Annotated in this window: 21 protein-coding genes; 3 read left to right on the top strand and 18 right to left on the bottom strand. The window is 64.1% G+C overall.

Annotation, left to right across the window (positions count from 1 at the left end; genetic code table 11):
* Window positions 1–129: 129 nt before the first annotated feature.
* From BQ4888_RS13255 to BQ4888_RS13245, 3 genes are all read right to left on the bottom strand, one after another.
* Window positions 130–1,458 (bottom strand): anaerobic C4-dicarboxylate transporter, encoded by a 1,329-nt coding sequence (locus BQ4888_RS13255; RefSeq protein ID WP_092057735.1) that lies wholly within the window; start codon window positions 1,456–1,458, stop codon window positions 130–132.
* Window positions 1,459–1,723: 265 nt separating this feature from the next.
* A complete protein-coding gene (locus BQ4888_RS13250; protein ID WP_092057734.1) occupies window positions 1,724–3,142 on the bottom strand; it encodes a sigma-54-dependent transcriptional regulator in 1,419 nt (472 codons plus the stop codon).
* On the bottom strand, window positions 3,135–4,901 hold the full coding sequence (locus BQ4888_RS13245; protein ID WP_092057733.1) for a transporter substrate-binding domain-containing protein: 1,767 nt from the start codon (window positions 4,899–4,901) through the stop codon (window positions 3,135–3,137). The genes BQ4888_RS13250 and BQ4888_RS13245 overlap by 8 nt, the downstream gene beginning before the upstream one ends.
* A gap of 311 nt (window positions 4,902–5,212) precedes the next feature.
* On the opposite strand from BQ4888_RS13245, the gene BQ4888_RS13240 reads away from it, so the two are divergent.
* From BQ4888_RS13240 to BQ4888_RS13230, 3 genes are all read left to right on the top strand, one after another.
* Window positions 5,213–5,479, top strand: coding sequence for a hypothetical protein (locus tag BQ4888_RS13240; RefSeq protein WP_092057732.1), 267 nt, complete (start codon window positions 5,213–5,215; stop codon window positions 5,477–5,479).
* Window positions 5,463–5,882, top strand: coding sequence for a type II toxin-antitoxin system VapC family toxin (locus tag BQ4888_RS13235; RefSeq protein WP_170232869.1), 420 nt, complete (start codon window positions 5,463–5,465; stop codon window positions 5,880–5,882). The genes BQ4888_RS13240 and BQ4888_RS13235 overlap by 17 nt, the downstream gene beginning before the upstream one ends.
* Window positions 5,883–6,038: 156 nt before the next feature.
* Complete coding sequence (locus tag BQ4888_RS13230) at window positions 6,039–7,292, top strand: MFS transporter (RefSeq protein ID WP_205748013.1); 1,254 nt, start codon at window positions 6,039–6,041, stop codon at window positions 7,290–7,292.
* 147 nt (window positions 7,293–7,439) lie between these two features.
* Here BQ4888_RS13230 and BQ4888_RS13225 read toward each other — a convergent pair whose 3' ends face one another.
* From BQ4888_RS13225 to BQ4888_RS13155, 15 genes are all read right to left on the bottom strand, one after another.
* Window positions 7,440–8,342, bottom strand: coding sequence for a damage-control phosphatase ARMT1 family protein (locus BQ4888_RS13225; protein WP_092057729.1), 903 nt, complete (start codon window positions 8,340–8,342; stop codon window positions 7,440–7,442).
* A 2-nt stretch (window positions 8,343–8,344) separates the two neighbouring features.
* Entirely contained in the window at window positions 8,345–9,226 is an 882-nt protein-coding gene (locus tag BQ4888_RS13220; RefSeq protein ID WP_092057728.1) for a methylenetetrahydrofolate reductase, read from the bottom strand.
* A gap of 20 nt (window positions 9,227–9,246) precedes the next feature.
* Window positions 9,247–10,947, bottom strand: a complete 1,701-nt coding sequence (locus BQ4888_RS13215) for an FAD-dependent oxidoreductase (RefSeq protein ID WP_092057727.1) — start codon at window positions 10,945–10,947, stop codon at window positions 9,247–9,249.
* Window positions 10,948–11,043: 96 nt separating this feature from the next.
* On the bottom strand, window positions 11,044–11,469 hold the full coding sequence (locus tag BQ4888_RS13210; protein WP_092057832.1) for a PaaI family thioesterase: 426 nt from the start codon (window positions 11,467–11,469) through the stop codon (window positions 11,044–11,046).
* A gap of 39 nt (window positions 11,470–11,508) precedes the next feature.
* Window positions 11,509–12,384: an ATP-binding protein gene (locus tag BQ4888_RS13205; RefSeq protein ID WP_092057726.1), complete on the bottom strand. Its 876-nt coding sequence runs from the start codon at window positions 12,382–12,384 to the stop codon at window positions 11,509–11,511.
* Between the two features lie 77 nt (window positions 12,385–12,461).
* The gene (locus BQ4888_RS13200; RefSeq protein ID WP_205748012.1) at window positions 12,462–13,421 is read right to left on the bottom strand and encodes a radical SAM protein; all 960 of its coding nucleotides are present in this window, start codon (window positions 13,419–13,421) and stop codon (window positions 12,462–12,464) included.
* An 11-nt stretch (window positions 13,422–13,432) separates the two neighbouring features.
* Window positions 13,433–14,263 (bottom strand): ATP-binding protein, encoded by an 831-nt coding sequence (locus BQ4888_RS13195; protein WP_092057724.1) that lies wholly within the window; start codon window positions 14,261–14,263, stop codon window positions 13,433–13,435.
* A 31-nt stretch (window positions 14,264–14,294) separates the two neighbouring features.
* A complete protein-coding gene (locus tag BQ4888_RS13190; protein WP_092057723.1) occupies window positions 14,295–14,657 on the bottom strand; it encodes a NifB/NifX family molybdenum-iron cluster-binding protein in 363 nt (120 codons plus the stop codon).
* Window positions 14,658–14,759: 102 nt separating this feature from the next.
* A complete protein-coding gene (locus BQ4888_RS13185; protein ID WP_092057722.1) occupies window positions 14,760–15,104 on the bottom strand; it encodes a DUF5320 domain-containing protein in 345 nt (114 codons plus the stop codon).
* A 37-nt stretch (window positions 15,105–15,141) separates the two neighbouring features.
* Window positions 15,142–15,798 (bottom strand): NifB/NifX family molybdenum-iron cluster-binding protein, encoded by a 657-nt coding sequence (locus BQ4888_RS13180; RefSeq protein ID WP_170232868.1) that lies wholly within the window; start codon window positions 15,796–15,798, stop codon window positions 15,142–15,144.
* A 184-nt stretch (window positions 15,799–15,982) separates the two neighbouring features.
* Window positions 15,983–17,362, bottom strand: a complete 1,380-nt coding sequence (locus BQ4888_RS13175; protein WP_092057720.1) for a sigma-54 interaction domain-containing protein — start codon at window positions 17,360–17,362, stop codon at window positions 15,983–15,985.
* A gap of 62 nt (window positions 17,363–17,424) precedes the next feature.
* Window positions 17,425–18,141: a beta-ketoacyl synthase N-terminal-like domain-containing protein gene (locus tag BQ4888_RS13170; protein ID WP_092057719.1), complete on the bottom strand. Its 717-nt coding sequence runs from the start codon at window positions 18,139–18,141 to the stop codon at window positions 17,425–17,427.
* Window positions 18,135–19,265, bottom strand: coding sequence for a beta-ketoacyl-[acyl-carrier-protein] synthase family protein (locus BQ4888_RS13165; RefSeq protein WP_092057718.1), 1,131 nt, complete (start codon window positions 19,263–19,265; stop codon window positions 18,135–18,137). The genes BQ4888_RS13170 and BQ4888_RS13165 overlap by 7 nt, the downstream gene beginning before the upstream one ends.
* A complete protein-coding gene (locus BQ4888_RS13160) occupies window positions 19,262–19,723 on the bottom strand; it encodes an acyl-CoA thioesterase (protein ID WP_092057717.1) in 462 nt (153 codons plus the stop codon). The genes BQ4888_RS13165 and BQ4888_RS13160 overlap by 4 nt, the downstream gene beginning before the upstream one ends.
* Complete coding sequence (locus BQ4888_RS13155; RefSeq protein ID WP_092057716.1) at window positions 19,720–20,076, bottom strand: 3-hydroxyacyl-ACP dehydratase FabZ family protein; 357 nt, start codon at window positions 20,074–20,076, stop codon at window positions 19,720–19,722. The genes BQ4888_RS13160 and BQ4888_RS13155 overlap by 4 nt, the downstream gene beginning before the upstream one ends.

Below are 20,076 nucleotides of genomic sequence, written 5' to 3'. Positions count from 1 at the left end.
CCTGTTTCGCTTTGAATCATACGTCCAAACCGACCACCTGCAAGCTTCCGCTCGCTTCGCCGCCGTCATAACGACAAAAGGCGCCCTGTCCGGCGCCTTTTGTCGTTTGCTGTCGAGAATCCGCGAAAATCAGAGAATCACGCTGGCGATGGTGTAGGCGACGATGGTCGAGACGCTGACGCCGATCAGGCCGGGGATCATGAAGCTGTGGTTAAGCAGGTACTTGCCGATGCGGGTGGTGCCGGTGCGGTCGAAGTTGATGGCCGCCAGGTCGCTGGGATAGAAGGCGAAGAAGAAGTAGGCGTAGCTGGCTGGCACTAGGCCCAAGAGCAGCGGCACCGGCAGGCCGAGGGCCAGGCCCAGGGGCAGGGTGATGGCGAGGGTCGCCGCCTGGCTCTTGACGAAGGCCGAGATGCAGAAGGTGGCGATAGCGAAGGTCCAGGGGGCGATCTTGACCATGATACCGATGTTGTCGACCAGGAATTTCTTGTTGGCGGCGATGAAGGTATCGCTCATCCAGGCGATGCCGAAGATCGAGACGACGGCGATCATGCCGGCGATGAAGACGCTGGAGTGGGCGATATCCTTGGCTTTCACGTCGGCGGCGAACATGATGAAGGCACCGTAGGCGAGCATGACGAACTGGACGACGGTGGTCATCGGCACGGTCTTGCCTGCGGCGTTAAGCGGCAGCAGGTGGGGGTAGACGGCGAAGAGGATGATGGTGCCGACGCCGGTGAAGAAGAGGGCGACGGAAATCTTGGCGGCCTTGCTGATCTTCTTGTCCAGCGTGGTGACGTTCACATCGAGCGCCTTGCGGAATTCCGGATCCTGCAGGCGGGCCTGGTATTCGGGGTCCTTGTCCAGATCCTTGCCCCGGTTGAAGCTCCACAGGGCGGCGGTGAGCAGGCCGATGACCCCGGCCGGCATGGTCACGGAGAGGATGTCGATGAGGGTCACCGGATAGCCGGCCTTGGCGGCAAAGCCGAGGAAGAAGGTGACGGCGGCGGCCACCGGGCTGGCGGTGATCCCCATCTGCGAGGCGACGCTGGAAATCGCCATCGGTCGCTCGGGGCGGATGCCGGTCTTGAAGGCGACATCGGCGATGACTGGCAGCAGGGCGTAGACGGCATGGCCGGTGCCGACGCAGACGGTGAGGAAGAAGGTCGAAAGGGGGGCGAGGATGGTGACGTACTTGGGATGGGCGCGCAGCAGTTTTTCCGTCAACTGCACCAGGTAGTCGAGGCCGCCCGCCACTTGCAAGGTGGCCGAGGCGGTGACCACCGCCAGGATGATGAGCATGACGGCGATGGGCGGTTCGGAGGGGGAGCTGCGGAAGCCGAGGACGAGCAGGGAAACGCCGAGGCCGCCGATCAGACCGAGGGCGACGCCGCCTCTGCGGATACCGATGAGTACCGCACCGAGAACGAGGATGAATTGGATCCAGAACATTGCCATGGGGCACCTCCATTGGTTGGGTCCGGGTTGCCGATGTCGTCTGTGCGACACCGTGCTTGCCTATTCCCTAGAGCATGGAGAGTGCCAAGTCGGAAAGTGTTTCTATCCAACCGAAATTATTGTGTTTTTCTTGAGAAGCTCAAAGCAGGCGGGAAGCGCGGCCATAACCCGGGGTTATGGCTCGGGGCGGCCGGGCGATAAAATTCGAAAGAATTTCAATGGGATGGAACCGTCCATAACCAGAGGTTATAGCTATAACCCCCGGTTATGCCCCGCCCTCGCGCATCTGTTTGAGGCGTTTGTTCAGGGCTGGCTGGGAGATGCCGAGCAGGCGCGCGGCCAGGGTCTGGTTGTGACCGGCGCGGTCCATCGCCTCCATCACCAGAAAGGCGGCGGCTTCGGTGAAGGTGGGCAATTCGGGAAACCCGGCGAAGGGGTTGCGGCTGGGGACGGCGGCCACCGCAGGAGCATCCGGGGCCTGACGCGCGGCCTGGACGAAAGCGTCCAGGGCCAGCGGCCCGTCGCGGTGAATGCTGAGGGCGTCGTAGACCATGGCCCGCAGTTCGCGGACGTTGCCGGGGAAGGCATAGCCGGCGAGGAAGCGCGCCAACTCCCGAGGGACCGGCGGTTTCTTCTTGCCCAGGGCGCGCGCCGCCTCGGCAAGAAAATGCTCCAAGAGCAAGGGGATGTCGCCGGGGCGCTCGCGCAGGGGCGGCACTTCGATGCGATGAGTACGCAGACGGTAATAGAGGTCGCGGCGGAAGGCGCCGGAATCCTCCCGCGCCGCCAGATCCCGGTGGGTGGCGACGATGATCCGGGCCTTGAGACGCTTCGGCAGGTCGGCGCCCAAGGGGAAATATTCCCCTTCCTGCAACAGCCGCAGCAGCTTGACCTGGGAGGGAATGCTCAGGTCGCCGATCTCGTCGAGAAAGAGGGTGCCCTCGGCGGCCTCTTCGACCATGCCGCGCCGCGCCTGTTCGGCGCCGGTGAAGGCCCCGCGCAGGTGGCCGAAGAGGGTGTCGGCGAAGACCGTGTCGTCGAGCCCGGCGACGTTCACCGTCACCAGCTTGCCCCGGCAACCGCTCAGGCGATGGGCGGCGCGGGCGAAGAGTTCCTTGCCGACACCGCTCTCGCCGGTGATCAGCAGCGGTTGCGGGCTGGGCGCCACCGCCTCCAGATAGGAGAAGAGGGCCAGCATCCCCCGGTCGCCGGTGACGATGCCGGCAAAGGCTTCGGGGTGGCGCAGCTCGCCGGAAACGAGGCGACTGGAGAGTTCCTGATTGTCCCGCCGCATCTCCTGCATGCGCACCGCCCGCAGCACCGCGCCGACGATGCGCTCCTCCTCGTCGGTCTTGACGCAGTAGTCGAAGGCGCCGAGCTTCATGCAGCGCACCGCCGTCTCCAGCTGGTTCAGGCCGCTGAGGACGATGGCCGTGACCTCGGGATGGCGTTCGGCGAGCTCCTTGAGCAGCGCCTCCCCGGAAAGATGGGGCATGGTCAGGTCGAGCACGACCAGACCGATCCCCCCCTGATCGAGCAACTCCATGACCCGGCGGCTGTCGTCGCAGGTGAGGAGGTTGGAGAGCCCGGCGCGGGCTTCCAGGGTCAGGGCGAGGGAGCCGAGCCAGTCCGGCTCGTCATCCACCAGCAGAATTTTAAACGCGGGATAGAGCCGTTCACTCACGGGTCGGTTCCTCCTGGAAGACGGGCAGGCAGAGGGTGACGAGGGTTTCGCCGGGAACCGAGGCGAATTCGAGGGTGCCGCCGTGTTCCTTGACGATGCCGGCGGAAACGGAGAGGCCGAGACCGGTGCCACCGCTGTCCCGTTTGGTGGTGAAGAAAGGATCGGTCAGGCGCGCGAGGTTTTCCGGGGCGATGCCGGTCCCCTCGTCGCGCAGTTGCAGAACCGCCAGATTCCGCTCCGGATCATGGCGGGTGACGAGTTCAATGGCGCGACTCGGGTCGGGCAGGGCCTGGCAGGCGTTGAGCAGCAGATTGATGAGAACCTGCTCAATGCGCTGGGCGTTCCCCCGAATGGCGGGAATCCCGGCGCCGTAGTCGGCGCGAAAGCGCGCGGTGGCCTTGCGGATGGAGGGTTCCGTCAGGCGCACGGCGGCCTGGGCGACGGCGTTCAGATCGAGCGGGGCGTGGTCACCGCTGTCGTCGCGGCGGGCGAAATCCTTGAGATCGTCGACGATGTGCTTGATCCGTTTGGCCGCCTCCTGCACCTTGTCCAGCCCTCGCCCCACTTCCTTGCGCATGCGTGAATAGGGCAGGCCGCCGCATTGAAAATCGCCGTTCTCCGCGAAGTAGCGATCGAGTACCTTGACGGCGTCGCCGTGAAACCGCTTGAGCTTGGGCGCCTCCAGCAGAATCAGGCCGGTGGGGTTGTTGATCTCGTGGGCCACGCCGGAAACCAGGGTGCCCAGGGCCGCGAGCTTGTCCGCCTGCACCAGCTGGCGCTGGTTGAGGCGCAACTCCTCCTCGGCGTGGCGGCGCTCGGCGATTTCCCGGGTGAGGTCGGCGGTGCGCAGCGCCACCTGGCGATGGAGGATGCGTGACCAGAGGGCGAAGCCGCCGAGCAAGAGGAGCAGGGGGATGACCACCACCGCCGCGTATTTGACGAGGGTCCACCAGTCGACGGGGCGCGGTTCCAGCCCCCCCAGCCACTTTTCGTAGATCGCCTGCTGGCGACCGGTCTTCTTGAGAATCGCCAGGCCCTCGTCGATACGGGAGAGGAGTTCGGCGTTCCCCTTTTTCACCGCGTAGCCGTAGCGGTAGGTGGCGACATTGCGCACCGCCGGCAGCAGATTGGTCAGCTTCAGCTCGCGGATGTGGTACATGCCGGGAACGATGGCGACGATGGTGAAGTCGCTCTTGCCGGCGGCCAGCAGACGCATGGCCTCGGCCGGGGTTTCGGTGAGCAGCAGCTCCCCGGCGAAGCCGGTGCGCGCCAGGTAGTCGTGCATGATGCCGCCTCGGTGCAGGGCCACGCTGTATTCATTGAGTTCGGCGAGGGTGTTGACCGGGGGGGAATCACGGCGGGCGAAGACGGCGTGATTGACGATGGCCGAGGGGAGGGAGAAGTCGACTTCGGCCAGGCGCTCCTCGGAAAAAGACATCCCCTGCAAGACATCGACCGCGCCGCTTTGCAGGGCGTCGCGCATCTCCGACCAACCGCCGAGGCGGAATTCGATCCGCAGCCCCATGACCTCGGCGATGGCCCGGGTCAGCTCGACGTTGTAGCCGCTTGGCTGGCCGTCCCGGTCGAGAAATTCATAGGGGGGATAGGCGCGGTCGCCACCGACCACCACCACTTCCGGCAGGGTCTCCTTTCGCACCTCGGCGAAGGCCGGCGCGCCGATGCCCAGGCAGAAGAAGAGCGCCGGCCACAGCAGCAGGGAAACGCGACAGAAAAGCGTGAAGATTCGGAAAAACGGCATGACGGCTCCTTGCTTCAGGATGGCTTGAGGATAGCATATTCTCGGCTTGTAACGCCTTGCCCGGGGGAGGGTTCCATTTATTTTTTGTCGCTTTTTCGCTGTCGGAGTCGAAGATGGGTTTCCCTTTCGGCTTGGTAATGAAAAGAACTGGGGCCGGGATAGACCGAATATGAACAGATTTGCTGTCGTGCAAACGGCTTTTTTGTGGCACATTATAGGTGTCGATGTCCCTGGCGGAATTTGTAGGTCCGCCGATGAACACCCGCATCAAGAAAACCGTTTGAAATTGCAGGCGAGGGGAGAATAAAGCCATGCCGCAGACCGTAGAAGCCACTTATCGTGACGGAGTCGTCGAACTCAAGCACAAACCCGCCGGGATACGCAAGTCGAGAGCCCTGGTGATCTTTCTGGATGCCGAGGAAACCGAAGAGCGCCATGCGGTGGACCTGGAGCGGGTGACAAAGGGCAAAAGCTCCGTGGACAAGTGGATCGGGGTGATCGAAGGGGCGCGACTTGGAGACTGGAAGGCCGAGCGCCGGGCCGCCCTCGAAGGGAAGCCCCGTGAAGATTCTCATTGATACCAACGTCGTTCTCGATATCGCCTTGAATCGCCGGCCCTTCGTTAAACAGGCGGCACTGTTGTGGCGGCTGGCGGAACGGGAGGAAGTCACGGCCTGTCTCTCCAATACCAGCATCACCGACATTTTCTATATCATCAACAAGCACGCCGGCCAGGAAAAGGCCCGCGCCTTCATTGCCGACATCCTCGATACTTTCAGACTGGCGGATATCGATGAAGAAGGTTTCCGCGAGGCGCTCGGCACGGGCATGAGGGACTTCGAGGATGCTGTGCAGTACGTCATTTGCACCCGCAACGGGTGTGACGCGCTGGTGACCAGAAATAAGGGGGATTTCGGAGATCGGGCCAATGTGCTCGATCCCGCCGAGTTGATTGAGCGGATCAAAGCTTCCGGCGCTTGAAATAACCGGCCTGAATGTAAAACACCGTGGAGTCGCACGAAGGATTCACGGTGTTTTTGTCTTTGGTGACCAGTGGCGCAGGGATAGGAGTCCGGTGGCTCATCCTTGCGAGCCCCTTCCCTTGCCTCAACTTCGGTGCTATCTTTCCCGTCAATCATGACCAGCGACCCGCGCCATCATCAGCACGTCAACCCGCACACGCCGCCGGAGAATCCCGGGTTGGGGAGCATCCAGGTCGGCACCGCCGTCTATCGTCGGGTCAATCTCGCCTTCTTTCTGGCCGGGTTCGTCACCTTCGTCAGCCTCTACGCGGTGCAGCCGTTGCTGCCGGAATTCTCCAAAAGCTTCGGCGTCTCACCAGCTCTCGGCAGCCTGCCCCTCTCCCTGGCCACCGGCACCCTGGCCGTCGCCATGCTCTTTGTCGGTACCCTGTCGGAAACCTGGGGGCGCAAGCGGGTCATGAGTGGCGCGCTCATCCTGACCTCGTGCCTGACCCTGCTGATCGGTTTCAATGACAGCTTTGCCGGACTGCTCGGCCTGCGCTTTCTACAAGGATTGCTGCTCGCCGGGCTTCCGGCCGTGGCCATGGCCTATCTGAGCGAGGAGATGAGCCCGTCGGCCATCGCCTCGGCCATGGGCCTTTACATCAGCGGCAACGCCGTCGGCGGCATGGCCGGACGGCTGCTCACCGCCATCCTCGCCGATCTCTGGACTTGGCAGGCGGCCTTTTTCATCCTCGGCGGCGCCTGCCTGCTGACCAGCTTCTTCTTCTCCGCCAGTCTCCCCCCCTCGCACCTGCCGCCGCGCCCTTTTGCCGCCGCCTATCTCTTCACCTCCCTTGGTCGGCATCTGCGCGATCCGCTGCTGCGCCGCCTCTATCTCATCGCCTTTCTCGCCATGGGCGCCTTTGTCACCCTCTACAACTACCTGACCTTTCGCCTGCTCGAAGGACCCTATCTCCTCAGCCAGAGCCAGGCGAGCCTGATCTTTCTCGTCTATCTGCTCGGCTCCTTGAGCGCCTCGATCATGGGGCATTTCGTCAACCGCTTCGGTCGGGCGCCGCTGATCCGCTTCGGCCTGGCGGCCATGGTCGTCGGCGCGTTGCTGACTTTGGCCGCCGCCCTGCCCTGGATCGTGCTCGGCGTCGGCATCTTCACCGTCGGTTTTTTCGGCGTCCACTCCGTCGCTTCCAGCGGCGTCGGTCGCCGGGCGCCCGTCGCCAAGGCCCAGGCCTCGGCCCTCTATCTCTTCTTCTACTATCTCGGTTCGAGTATTTCCGGAACGGTCGGAGGCTTCTTCTGGAGCTGGCGGGAATGGACCGGGGTGACGGGGCTGATCATTGGCCTGCTGTGCCTGGGGCTGGCCGTGACCATTCGCCTCGGGCGCCCCTGGCCGCCGGCGCAAGCATAACGACCTGCACGGCTTTTCGTCCCTGAGGTTTCGATCCCGGGAAAAAACCGGCCCAACAGGAAGATCCCGTTGGGCCGGTTGTATTAGTGGCAAGGGGCGATGGGAGGTTGCCGCAGGCATGGATTCTTACGGTTCAGCGAAATAGTTTCACGGCGTTCTATCGGACAATCCGGTCGGATCCTGCCCCCTTTTGGCCTGGTGTGTGGAGCGCCGGAGAATTAAATCGCCGACATTGCACCCCAGATCCCGTGCAATCACTGGGCATTTCGCTTTCAGGATGAAAAAGATGTCTTTGGGTACATCATTGAGGGTTTCGTAATTGCCTTGCCCCTTGGCGATGACCAGATCGGCCTCGGCAAAGTGGCGCAGGAAGTTCTCGCTGCATTCGGCCAAAAGCGTTCCCGGCACATCCGCGCCGTTGTCGATCACCTCAACCAGTGCGTCGATTCCGGCGGCGACGGCGTCTTCACGAACGGCATCGTTGATCACCGGCGCCCCTTTCACCGCCAGCGTCACCCGCTCCAGGGGGAGCTGCTGCAGCAGCAGCCGGTCAAAGACGATTTCCCCTGCGTTGTCGGCCAGGTAGAGAATCTTCCTGGCCGCTTCCGCCGCCAGCAGGAGTTCATCGGGATCGCCTTGCAGGGGGGCAGCCAACGCATGCTCGATCGCCGCGAACACCTCCGCCTCGCTCAGCGTTCCGGTAACGCCCAGATCGATGACGTTCCCGGCGATTGCCAGGCGCAGGGCGGTTTCCGGCGGGTTCGGCGAATCTTCCACCGTTTGCGTCAATTCGTCGAGCAGACCGACCGCCAGATCGGTGAAATGCTTCTTGACCCAGCGGTAGGGATCCTTCTGCAGCGACAGTTCGCGGATTTGGCGATGAATCCCCTGGGCGAGGACCGGCGGCGGCTGGCTGAGGTCGGCACTGGCCAGTTCCGTCAGGACGTTGCGGACGAGGCGATCCTGAACCGCTTCCGGAGCGGCGAGCATGCGGCAGGCTGCGACCGTCTGCCGCAGCAGGCAGGGAACGCATTCAAGGTAGGTTTTCATGGTCAGAGCAACTTTTCATTTTTCAAGGCGTTGACGATGGCAAGGGGCGCCGCGCTTCTATCCATCGTATAGAGATGGATGCCCGGAACGCCCTGTTCCAGCAATTCGCGACATTGCTTGATGGCGAAAGCAATACCGAATTCCGCGACCGCCTTGGTATCGTCCGCGGGCAGCGCGGCTAGACCTTTTCGCACCTCTTCGCCGATTGTCGCGCCGCAGGTTTTCGTGAGGATTTCCAGCAACTTTACACTGTAGATCGGCATCACCCCGGGCAGAATCGGCACGCCGATGCCGATCGCCCGGCAGCGCTCAACGAAATCGAAGAAGAGCCGCGTGTCATAGACGAAATTGGCGATGATGAATTCAGCGCCGTTGGCCACCTTGAGTTTGAGATAGTCGAGATCCCTGGCCTTGCTCGCCGCTTCCGGATGCCCTTCCGGATGGCCGGCGCCCCCTAGACAGAAGGCGTAGCGGCCCTTGATGAAGTGCAACAGGTCGGAAGCATGGGCCAGGCTCTCCGGGTGCGGGGTCAGTCCCTCGGTCGCGCGGGGAGGGTCGCCACGCAAGGCGAGGATGTTTTCCACCCCGAGATCGGCGTAAGTATCGAGAATGGAACAGATTTCATCCGGACCCAAGCCGTATGCGGCGAGGTAGGCGATAACCCCCAGCTCCTTTTCCTGAATCAGTTTTTTAACCAGCTGGTACGAGCCTTCGCGACTGGAGCCGCCGGCGCCGAAGGTCACGGAGACAAAGTCCGGTTTCAATTCGGCCAGGGTGTCGACGACTTTGGCGAAGCTCGCCTCATCCTTTTCACTGCGCGGCGGGAAGAATTCGAAGGACAGGGTCGGGCGCGCATTTTTTGTCCACAGGTCGGTCACACGCATAAGCATCACTCCACAAAAAATTATTTTTCCCGGGGATAAGGCCAGGCCATGACGCCGCCTTCCATCACCTTGACGTTTTTCCAGCCGTGCCCTTCGAGCACCCGCGCCGCCTCGTAGCCGCGCAGGGAGATCTTGCAGAAGCAGATGATCTCGGCGTTTTTATCCGCCGGCATTTCATTCAGGCGGCCGCGCAGGGCACCCAGGGGCATGAGCCGTTCGCCGATGCCGAGGCGCATCTGGTCGAACTCCTCCGGGGCGCGATTGTCGAGAATGAAAAGCCTCTCCCCGGCATCGAGCTTCTTCTTCACCTCGACGCAGGAAATCCCCCGCATACGCCCTTTCAGTTTGTTTTGCATGAGATGGGCGGTGGCGATGGAATGGTCGATGGCCAGGGAAAAAGGAGGCGCGTAGGGCAGATCGGCATTGATCATCTCCTCGACGCCCAGGCGGGCCTTGATCGCCATCGCCCAGATGGCCAGCTGCTTGCTCACATCCCCCGGGCCGACGCATTGGGCGCCGAGAATCCGGCCACTGCTTTTTTCCACCACCAGTTTCGAGACGAGCAGCTTGCCTTCCATAAAGCCGGGTTTGTCAGGGCTGGCGTTGATCACCGTTTCGATCTCCGTCAGGCCCGCCGCCCGCGCCGCTTTTTCCGACAGCCCCGTCGATCCGGCGGCGAAGTCGAAGACCTTGCAGATGCCGGTCTGGATGGTGCCGGGAAAAGTGACGGCGTTGCCGAGCACGGCATTTTCGCCGGCGGCCCGACCCTGCAGATTGGCCAGATCGCCATAAGGGGCATGGACCTTCTTGCCGGTGATGAGATTGAGGGCTTCGACACAGTCCCCGGCCGCGTAGATGTTGGGGTCGCTGGTCTGCATATATTCGTTGACCAAAAGCCCGCCCGTCGCGCCGACTTCAAGCCCCGCCTCCTGTGCCAGGCGCACATTGGGGGTCACGCCGATGGCGACGACCGCGAGCTCGCAGGGAAGCTCGGTGCCGTTCTGGAGCTTGACCGCCGTCAGCCTGCCGTTTTCGCCGAGAAACTCGGCGATCCCGTTGTCGGTGATGACGTTGGCCCCCTTGGCGCGCACATGGTTTTCCACCAGCTTGGCCAGTTCCCAGTCGAGAAAGGTGAGCAACTGGGGGAGCATTTCGATGACGGTGATGTCGATCCCCGCCAGTTGCAGGGCTTCGCAGGTTTCGATGCCGATCAACCCGCCGCCGATGACCGCCGCCTTGGTGATTTGTCGGCCGTCACGGATGTCGCGCAGATAGTCGGCGTCCCCCATCGACTGCAAGGTGCTGATGCCGTCGAGCTCCACCCCGGGGATCGGCGGCTTTTTTGGCAGCGCGCCGGTGGCGATGATCAGCTTGTCGTAGGCCAGGGTCTCTTCCGCGCCGCTCTTGAGGTCGCGGATCAGCAGGGTCTTTGCCTGGCGGTCGATGCGCAACGCCTCGGTTTCGGTGCGGGCGACGATCCCCTTGGCCTTGAGGTAGAACTTGGGATCGCGGACCTCGCCGGTGGGGGTGCAGATGAGCATGTTGCGGTCGTCAAAGACGCCGCCCACATAATAGGGATAGCCGCAGGAGGCCATGGACAGATCGGGGGCCTTCTGGATGATGACGATTTCGGCGTTTTCGTCGAGACGGCGGGCCTTGGCGGCGGCTTTGGGGCCGGCGGCCGATCCGCCGATGACGATGATTCTCTTTCTTTCCGGCATGGCATCCTCCTCATTGCGCTGATTAAAATCCTGGCGCCGATTGTCGCACAATCGACGGGCCATTATGGATAAAAATTTTACATTGAAAGGGGGAGATCAGCGCACCGGGCGCTCCATGAATTTGGCTTCGGCTAGGGTCATGACTTCGCCGCCGGAAAGAATTTGCGCCTTGAGCCGGTGCAGCGGGGGGAAGGCGGAGAGTCGCCAGGCGCGGATTTCCAGCGCCGAGCCGCAGGGGATGGGGCGCAGGTAGCGGATGTTGAGCTCGCCGGTGACCGCCTCGATGCCGAGATGAAAAAGGCAGTGGGTCATGGCCGCATCGAGCAATGAGGCCATGACCCCGCCGTGCAGCAGATCGGTATAGCCTTGCAGTTCCCCATGGGCGAAAAAGGATGCCCGCACTCCACCATCCGCCGTCGGCTCGAAGCGCAGGCGCAGGGAATGGGGGTTGCGGCCGCCGCAGATCACGCAGCGGCCGTGCCCGTAGTGTTCGGCGAGCTCCGGCGACGGGTCAACGGCCATGCCCGGAACCTCCCCGTCCGCCACCCGCTCTTTTGCCCCTCAGCACGAAAGCCCCAGGCCGGCCCAGAGGGCGCGAATGTCCTTGGCGCAGGGGGCGTCGATCTCGACCACCGCCCGCTCCTGAATCTGCGCCTGGGTGACGGAGCGGTCGTAGCGGATGCGCCCGGCCACATTCGCACCTACCGTTCGGGCCTGCTTTTCGATGCGCTCGGTCATCTCCGGGTTGAGATCCCACTTGTTGACGCAGATCGATGCCGGAATCCCGAAATGCGCGGCCAGCTTCAGCACCCGCGCGAGATCGTGCTCGCCGGAGACGGTCGGCTCGGTGACGACCAGCACCTGGGCGGCGCCGCTCAGCGAAGCGATGACCGGGCAGCCGATGCCGGGGGGGCCGTCGACAATCACCAGATTGCGCCCCTGCTCCTCGGCGATGCGCCGGGCCTCCTGGCGCACGGTGGCGACCAGCTTGCCCGAATTCTCGGCGGCCACCCCCAGCCGGGCATGGACCATCGGCCCGCAACGGGTATCGGAAACCATCCATTCGCCGCAGAGCCGCTCGGGAAAATCGATGGCCGTTTGCGGGCAGAAACGCACACAGACCCCGCAGCCCTCGCAGGCCACCGGATCGACGACGCAGCGCGCACCGGCTTCGGTTTCATGGGTCCGCACCGCGTCGAACCGGCACAGGTCGAGGCAAACTCCGCAGCCGGTGCAGTCCGCCTCGCGGATGACCGCCTCATGCCCGCTGCGAAAATCGTGGCGCTCCCGGACATCCGGCTTCAACACCAGATGCAGATCGGCCGCGTCGACGTCGCAATCGGCGAGTACCGCCTTTTCAGCCAGCACGGCGAAAGAGGCGGTGACGCTGGTCTTGCCGGTCCCCCCCTTGCCGCTGATAATGACCAGCTCTTTCATAGTTCAACCTTTTCCTTATCTAGAAATGGAAGCAGAGCAAAATTCCGTAACCCGGATCGTCAAGGCCGCCATGGCGTTCATACCGGCCTGAGCGCCTCTTTTTCCGGCGCTTGCCGCGCGCGGTAAAAGGGCTTTCCACCGATGACGACCGCGTTGATCTTGCCGGCGGCAAGGAGAGGATCGAGGGCTTTCATCGCCGCCATGACATGGAGGCCTAGGCCCTTGGCGAGATCGCCGCAGGTGCAAGGTCGCCGCTCCAGCAACGCCAGGATCCGTTCCTCGTCGACGGCGCTCGTGTCGGAATACTCAGGGCTTGCTTCAGGGTTTTCGTTGATCAGCTCTGCCGGGACGGTGAACGATTTCTGCAACGCCCGCATCTGCTTTGTCGAAAGGGCAAAAGCAAAGTCTTCAGCTGGAGGGCGCGCCACGGTATTGAGTTGCACCCGCTGGGGCTGAATCCGCTCGATGAGATCATTGATCTTTTCCGCTTCGCGGGGAATGCCGGTCACGCCGCCGAGGAGTAGCACCTCCAGCCAGACCTCGCCGGGAAAGCGCCGGGTAAAGGTCACCAGCCCTTCCACCATCCGCTCGAAGGAAATTCCCCCATGAGGCCGGTTCACCAGTTCGAAAAGGGCCGCATCCCCGGCATCCAAGGAGGGCAGAACCAGATCGGCGGCGAGCAGTTCCTCTTGCACATCGTCCCGCCAGAGTAGCGAGCCGTTGGTCAAGACCGCCACCGGAATCGAGGTGATCTCCTTGATGTTCCGGATCAGTTCGCCGATGCCGGAATTGAGCGTTGGCTCCCCGGAACCGGCGAGACTGATGTAGTCCGGCGCCGCGCCTTGCGCCAGCAGGCTTTTCAATTCGGTCAGGATTTCTGCAATGGGAACGTATTCCCGGCGCTCAAGGGTCTTTTCGGTCGTCCGCCCCAACTGGCAGTAGATGCAGTCATAGGAGCAGACTTTGAAGGGGACGAGATCGACCCCTAAGGATCGTCCGAGGCGCCGCGACGGCACCGGTCCGTAGACATGTTTCATGGTTGCTGCTCTCATAGGCCCAGGGTCTTTTCCAGCAGCCCCTGGAAGAGGTGGCGATATTCGGGGAGGGCGTCGACCATCAGTTTTCCCCGGGAATAGGCCTCGGCGATGCGCCGGTCGTCAGGGATTTCGAGGAGGATGGGAATCTTTTCCGTCCGACAGAAGTCGTGGGTGCGGAGGTCGCCGCTGCCCATGCGGTTCACCACCACGCCGAAGGGGAGGCCCAACTCCCGCACCATGTCGACCGCCAGCTTGAGATCGTGCAGGCCGAAGGGGGTCGGCTCGGTGACCAGTAACACATAATCGACCTCGCGCAGGGTGGCGATGACCGGGCAGGAGGTGCCCGGCGGCGCATCGAGGATGGCCGGTTGATCGTCATGCAGGGCATCCTTGACCGCACGGATCAGCGGCGGCGCCATGGCCACGCCGACGTCGAGACGCCCCTGGGTCAGGGTAATCTCCCCCGCTTGCAAGGTTTCGACCACGCCGATGCGCTTGTCGACTTCGCTGATGGCTTTTTGCGGGCAGACCCGGGCGCAGCCGCCGCAGCCGTGGCAGAGTTCGGGAAAGACCAGAGGCGCCGTGCCGAAACTGACGATGGCGTGAAACTCGCAGAACCTGCCGCACTCGCCGCAGCCGTCGCAGAGGGTTTCATCCACCTGGGGGATGGCGAGGGCGACGGTCTCTTCCTTGGTCAAGCGTCCCTGAAGAAAGAGATGGGCGTTGGGCTCTTCGACATCGCAATCGAGCAGATGCACGGCCCGCCCCAGGGTGCGCGCCAGATTCACCGAGACCGTGGTCTTGCCCGTCCCCCCTTTACCGGAAGCTACCGCCAGTTTCATGCCGTTTTTTCCTTTCCGTATGCTGTTACGCTCATGCCCAATGCCCCGAAACATCGGCGCCTTCGGCTTCGACCAATTTCCCCGCGCGGTATTGCTCCAAGGCTTCCGCGACCGTCGCGGCTTCGCAGTTGTAGACTTTGACCCCCGCCGCTTGCAGTACGCGAAAGGCCTTGGGGCCGCAATGGCCGGTGATAAGCGCCTTGGCGCCGGTGCGAGCGACCCGTTCGGCGGCGAGAATCCCCGCCCCGTGCGAGGTTTCCTGGGCTTTCGCATTGTCGATGAGTTCGAAGGCCGCGCTTTCCGTGTCATAAAGCAGATAACCGACCGCCCGGCCGAAGCGGGGATCGAGCGGCGCCTGAAGATCGTTTCCCGATGTTGTGACAACTATTTTCATCGTTTCCGTCCCTCCTGAAAGTCTTTCGTTGCCGTTCATGGCCGCGTCGCCCCTTGGCGCGACGCGGCCATGCCTGTTGGCCGAATGCGGCTTGCCTTTCGATTAGTCCTGGGGTTTTTTACTTTCCAGGGCCTCGAGCCGTGCCTTGATCCGCTCCAACTCCGTCCCGAGGGCTTCGGCCCGCCCTTTGAGCGCGGCCTGTTCCACTTCCGGATCGGCCAGGGAGGCGTTCACCCCGCCGAAGCGTACCCAGCCCGGTTGACCGGTGGCGTAAAACATATTCCGCCGCCCGTAACCGCCGCCGGCGAAACCGCGGCAGCGGCCACCCCAGCCGGCGCCGTAACCGGCACTGGCGAAACCCGGAGCCGTGTTTCCGGCACAATAGCCGACGCCGCGTCCCGTCATCGATCCCGTTCCCATCGGTCCTGTTCCATCACCTCTTGGCATGATCCTTCTCCTTTCGTGTTTTTGTCTGTTTTACCATTTATGACCTGACCAGCGAGGTTCCGCACTGGGGACAGGCCTGCTCGACGCAAGGGTGTCCCCGTTCGTGGCTCTGCTGGTGGCCGCATTTGGGGCAAACGCAGGCTCCCGCCGGTCCCCCGGCCAGGGCGCCGCCCCGACGTCCCCGTCCGGCCATGCCTTGCCCCATGCCTTGCCCCATGCCTTGCCCTGCTCCCTGACCCATTCCTTGCCCTTGACGGCGCCCGGCTCCTTGTCCCTGGCCGCCGCCGGCGCCCGTATTACGTCCACGTCCTTGCATGATGTTCTCCTTATCTGCTGACCATCGGCCATGCCCGCCCCGTCCGAGACAGCCGGGCATGGCGAAAACTTCCTGGTTCATCTTGCCTTCGAGCCAGGCACGTACCACCTCATGCAAATCTCCGGCGACGAAACCCTGTACTCGGATGCCATAGGTGAGCAGCATCTCCTGCAACGCCCGGGAAATCGCCCCGCAGACCAGGGTCTCGACCCCCAGCTCCACCAGGCGCAGGGTCCGCGCCAAGGGTGGTTCGTCCGCCAGCGGCTGTCGCTCTTCCCGGGTAATGCGCTCTCCTTCGCTCTCCACCAGCAATAAATCACGGGCGGTGTCGAATACCGGGGCGATGCGGTTTTCCCAATAGGCAAATGCCGTCTTCATCGCGATCATCCTGCATGAGGTTGGTACCCTGTTCTATAGGCAAGGACAGTGCCAATATCGAAGATTCGGAATCTGCGGTATAACTGTCTAAAATTGATGGATTATTTGTCTTGGTGGGGACGTGGGGAGGAAGTGTAAGAACTGCAGTAATGCAACCCTATGAAAGGACAGGGTTGCAGTAATGCTACTCTTTTGCGTCGCGGCGGGTGCGGCCGTCCTGGGGGGGGAGGGGGATGTCGAGCTTCTTCAGCTTGCGAAAGAGGGTGGTTTTGTGGATACCCAGTTCGCGGGCCGCCGCCAGCCGGTTGTAGCCGTGCCGCTCCAGGGCGGCGCGGATCGCTTGGGCGTCGAGGATGTCGTGGGCGCCGCGGATATCCCCTTCGTTGCCCAATGTCGCACCCCGGGCGGTCAGTTCGGCAGGCAGGTGGGGGATGTCGATGCGCCCCTCGCGGCAGAGGACAAAGGCCCGCTCGATAACATTTTCCAGTTCGCGGATGTTGCCCGGCCAGTCGTGGGCCATGAGCAGAGCCAGTGCCTCGGCCGTGATCCCGCTCAGCGCCTTGCCCTGCAGGCGGTTGAAGCGGGCGACGAACTCCTCCACCAGCAGCGGGATATCCTCCTTGCGCCGACGCAGGGGAGGAAGTTCGACCCGGACCACGTTCACCCGGTAGTAGAGATCCTCGCGGAACTCCCCCTGGCGCATCCGTTCGGCCAAGTCGCGGTTGGTGGCGACGATGATGCGGGCGTCGGCAACCTCGGAGCGGGTGCCGCCGAGGGGTTCGTAAGTGCGCTCCTGCAACACCCGCAACAGTCGCACCTGCAGGGCGGGGCTGACCTCGCCGATCTCGTCGAGAAAGAGGGTGCCGCCCTTGGCCAGGGCGAAGCGGCCGGGCTTGTCCTTTTGCGCGCCGGTGAAGGCGCCGGCCTTGTAGCCGAAAAGTTCCGATTCGAGCAAGGTATCGGGCAGGGCGCCGCAGTTGACGGCGATGAAAGGCCCCTGATTGCGGGGACTGAGGGCATGAAGGGTGCGCGCCAGCAACTCCTTGCCGGTGCCGGTTTCGCCGAGAATCAATACCGTGCTCGGGCTGGCGGCAATGGCCGGGAGGATTTCGAAGACCCGCTGCATCAGGGGGCTGTGGCTGGTCAGATCGCCGACCCGGAACTTCCCGGCCAGTTCCAGGCGCAATTCCTCGACTTCGGAGAGATCGCGAAAGGTTTCGGCTCCGCCGATCACCTGGCCGGCGGCGTCGCGCAACACGGCAGTGGAGACGCTGATGGGGATGCGCCGCCCCTCGGCGTCGATGATGTAGCCCGCCTTGCCGATGATCGGCTTGCCGTCGCTCAAGGTCCGGCGCAGGGCGCAATCCTCGCCGCACATGCTGGAGCGAAAGACCTCCGAACAGTGCCGCCCCAGCGCCTCTTCCCGGGGGACGCCGGTGATCTCCTCGGCGGCGCGATTGAAGGAGGTAATGCGCCACTGATCATCGACGGTAAAAACCCCGTCGGAGATGCTCTCGAGAATCGCCTCGGTCGGCGTCGGCGGATTTTTCTTGCGTGCGCTCATCGAAGACTGCTTTCGGGGTGGGGCCGTCAGGGGATTGGGGAGGTCGCGCGGCCGGGGCGGAGTTATCCGGTCCCCGATAGCCCCTGCGTGACGAGGTCGAGTATATCGCTCACCGGCACGCCCTTCAGCCGGTATCCCCCCTTTTCATCCCGCCGCAGCTCGCCATAATCAGGGGCTTCTGCCCGCCGGTCCCGTTCCAGCACGACAAAGACCGCTCCCGGCGGCAGGCCGGGGACCTTGGGGATGCCTTCGCTCGGGGCGAGATCGCAGAGGCCGGCGACCATGGCGCGGGCGCCGTTCCAGGCGAGGTTTTCCAGGGCCAGTCCCAGGGGGGCGAGGCCGCCGGGGGGCGGTTCGCTGACGACCAGGGCCTCGCCGGTGAGGCCGAAGCGCAGCGCCGCTTCGCCGAGGAAGGTGTTGGAGAGGGTGTAGGCGAAGAGCTGTGGGCTGGCCAGGGCGCCGCCGTCGGGGATGACGGTGGCGAAGTAGTCGCGGTCGGTGGCGAGGCAGCCGTAGGTCGTGGCGGCGATCAGGCCGATGGGGCGTTTTTCCCGCCACTCTTCGAGCCCGGCGTCGCGCAGGGCGAAGGTGACGGCGGCGAGGCCGAGACGGGAGAAGGGGTCCATGCGGCCGAAACGGCGGTCGGGCTGAGGGAAAAGTTCGGCCCGCGACAGGGTCGGCAACTCGCCGGGGATGAGGGCGAACGCCGCTTCCTGTCGGCCCCAACCGAATCCTTGGGCGGTGACCCAGCCGATGCCAGTGAGGTGCGCGCTCAGCATGACGGCCTCCCGAGCAGCAGGGCGGCGTTGACCCCGCCGAACCCCGAATTGGTAGAGAGCAGATAATCCCCAGCGATGCTTTGCGCTTCGGCGGCGACCCGGCCCCGTCCGGCCTCTTCCGGCTCGACGAGGCCGACCGTCGGCGGCATGATCCGCCGGGCGAGGCACTCCAATCCGAACATGGCCTCGATCGCCCCGGCGGCGCCGAGGGTGTGGCCGACGGCCCCCTTGAGGGACTGAACCGGCAGCGGCCGCTCGCCGAAGACCCGGGCGAAGGCGGTCAGTTCCATGGCGTCGTTGTAGACGGTGCCGGTGCCGTGGGCGCTGATCGCGGCGACCGCCGCCGCCGTCAACGAGGCCTTCGCCAGCGCCTCTTCGATGGCCAGCACCAGCCCGCAGCCGTCCCGGGCCGGGGCGGTGATGTGGTTGGCGTCGTTGGCGCTTCCCCAGCCGGCAATGGTGCCGAGGGGTGTGCGCCCCTCCCGCCGCGCCCGCTCTTCGCTCATGAGCAGCAGCGCCGCCCCCCCTTCGCCGAGGGAGAGGCCGTCGCGATGGGCATCGAAGGGGCGGCTGGCCTCTTTGGACAACGCTTGCAGGGCGGAGAAGCCGGAAAAGACGAATTCACTGACCAGGTCGATGCCGACGACCAGCACCGCCTCGGCGGCTCCGGCGGCGATCCAGGAGGCGCCTCGGGCCAAAGCCAGGGTCGAGGAGGCGCAGGCGGCGTTGATGTTCAACCCGGCATCCGCCAAACCGAGCCGGCGGGTGACCAGGGTCGGCAGCGCCCCCGGCAGGACCGCTTCCATCGGGCAAAGCTCCCCGCGCCCGCGCCGCTCCAGGAGATCGATCCCCCCCTTGGTGCTCGCGGTCAGCACCCGGCAATCGCCGGGAACCGGTCCCAACTGGTCGAGCAATCGTTCGAGCAGGGGAAGCAGCAGCGATTCGCCGGACTCGGCCTTGAGCCCCGGCACGCAGGCGGCCAGCTTGCTCAGGTAGCGGTCGGCGGCAAAACGCGTCAAGGGAGCGATGGCCGTGCGTCCGGCCAGCAGCCCTTCCCACAGGGGCGGCAGGCCGTCGCCGAAGGCGCTGACCAAGGCCGTATCGACCACGCAGACGCGGTTCACGGCAGCTCTCCGGCGCGCCAGCGGTCGAGAAAGGCCTGCATGAATGGGGGATGGAGCAAGAGCACGTTCTCCGCCGTGTCCATGAGCATCTGCACGGTGTAGCCGCTGGTGGCGAGATGCCCGTCGCGGTCGCGGATGATGAACTCGTGGTTGAGGCGGGCTGCTTCCGACCAGTGGAGAATTCCCTCGATAGTGAAGGGCTCGCTGAAACGCAGCGGCCGGTGGTAGTCGATGTGCATCTTCTTCACCGGCGCCAGCACTCCCTGGCGGTAGATGTCGAGATAGCCGATGCCGTACTTTTCGCCGACGGCCACCCGGGCGTCCTCGAAATAGCTGGGATAGCGCCCGTGCCAGACGATCCCCAGGGGATCGACCTCCTCGAACCGGACCACCCGCTCGACACTGGCCCGCAAGGGTGCGGGATCGCCGGGGTGGGCCGGGAAATACGCCTTTCTCATCCCTCATCCTCCTCGACCAGGGTCATGGCGAAGGTCGCCGCCGGCTCGCCCTCGACCGCCAGCCGCGCCTCCCAGCTCCCCCGGCGCGGGCGGCATTCCACCCGCAGGGGTTCGCCGGGGCGCACCGGGCGCAGAAACTTGGCCCGTTCCAGCTTCGCCAGGTACAACGGCCGCCCGCGCAGCTCCTCGACCAGCACCTGGGCGGCCAGCACCTGCAGGACCGCCGGCAGCACCGGATAGCCGGGAAAATGCCCAGCGAATCCGGGAAAATCGGCGGGCAGGCAAAAGACCCGCGCGCCCCCCTCCGCTTCCCGTCGCAGCTCCGTTCCCGCCGCCGCGATGGCCCGTTTCAT

It is taken from the genome of Desulfuromonas acetexigens, assembly GCF_900111775.1.
Classification (GTDB): domain Bacteria; phylum Desulfobacterota; class Desulfuromonadia; order Desulfuromonadales; family Trichloromonadaceae; genus Trichloromonas; species Trichloromonas acetexigens.
The sequence above is the reverse complement of the archived record's forward strand: the minus strand, read 5'-3'. Positions and strand labels throughout refer to the sequence as shown.

Bases quoted from the DNA above. Each gene is read 5' to 3' on its own strand.
- BQ4888_RS13255 (WP_092057735.1), bottom strand. From the start codon at position 1,458: ATGGCAATGTTCTGGATCCAATTCATCCTCGTTCTCGGTGCGGTACTC.
- BQ4888_RS13245 (WP_092057733.1), bottom strand. From the start codon at position 4,901: ATGCCGTTTTTCCGAATCTTCACGCTTTTCTGTCGCGTTTCCCTGCTG.
- BQ4888_RS13240 (WP_092057732.1), top strand. From the start codon at position 5,213: ATGCCGCAGACCGTAGAAGCCACTTATCGTGACGGAGTCGTCGAACTC.
- BQ4888_RS13230 (WP_205748013.1), top strand. From the start codon at position 6,039: ATGACCAGCGACCCGCGCCATCATCAGCACGTCAACCCGCACACGCCG.
- BQ4888_RS13225 (WP_092057729.1), bottom strand. From the start codon at position 8,342: ATGAAAACCTACCTTGAATGCGTTCCCTGCCTGCTGCGGCAGACGGTC.
- BQ4888_RS13220 (WP_092057728.1), bottom strand. From the start codon at position 9,226: ATGCGTGTGACCGACCTGTGGACAAAAAATGCGCGCCCGACCCTGTCC.
- BQ4888_RS13215 (WP_092057727.1), bottom strand. From the start codon at position 10,947: ATGCCGGAAAGAAAGAGAATCATCGTCATCGGCGGATCGGCCGCCGGC.
- BQ4888_RS13210 (WP_092057832.1), bottom strand. From the start codon at position 11,469: ATGGCCGTTGACCCGTCGCCGGAGCTCGCCGAACACTACGGGCACGGC.
- BQ4888_RS13205 (WP_092057726.1), bottom strand. From the start codon at position 12,384: ATGAAAGAGCTGGTCATTATCAGCGGCAAGGGGGGGACCGGCAAGACC.
- BQ4888_RS13200 (WP_205748012.1), bottom strand. From the start codon at position 13,421: ATGAAACATGTCTACGGACCGGTGCCGTCGCGGCGCCTCGGACGATCC.
- BQ4888_RS13195 (WP_092057724.1), bottom strand. From the start codon at position 14,263: ATGAAACTGGCGGTAGCTTCCGGTAAAGGGGGGACGGGCAAGACCACG.
- BQ4888_RS13190 (WP_092057723.1), bottom strand. From the start codon at position 14,657: ATGAAAATAGTTGTCACAACATCGGGAAACGATCTTCAGGCGCCGCTC.
- BQ4888_RS13185 (WP_092057722.1), bottom strand. From the start codon at position 15,104: ATGCCAAGAGGTGATGGAACAGGACCGATGGGAACGGGATCGATGACG.
- BQ4888_RS13180 (WP_170232868.1), bottom strand. From the start codon at position 15,798: ATGAAGACGGCATTTGCCTATTGGGAAAACCGCATCGCCCCGGTATTC.
- BQ4888_RS13175 (WP_092057720.1), bottom strand. From the start codon at position 17,362: ATGAGCGCACGCAAGAAAAATCCGCCGACGCCGACCGAGGCGATTCTC.
- BQ4888_RS13170 (WP_092057719.1), bottom strand. From the start codon at position 18,141: ATGCTGAGCGCGCACCTCACTGGCATCGGCTGGGTCACCGCCCAAGGA.
- BQ4888_RS13160 (WP_092057717.1), bottom strand. From the start codon at position 19,723: ATGAGAAAGGCGTATTTCCCGGCCCACCCCGGCGATCCCGCACCCTTG.
- BQ4888_RS13155 (WP_092057716.1), bottom strand. From the start codon at position 20,076: ATGAAACGGGCCATCGCGGCGGCGGGAACGGAGCTGCGACGGGAAGCG.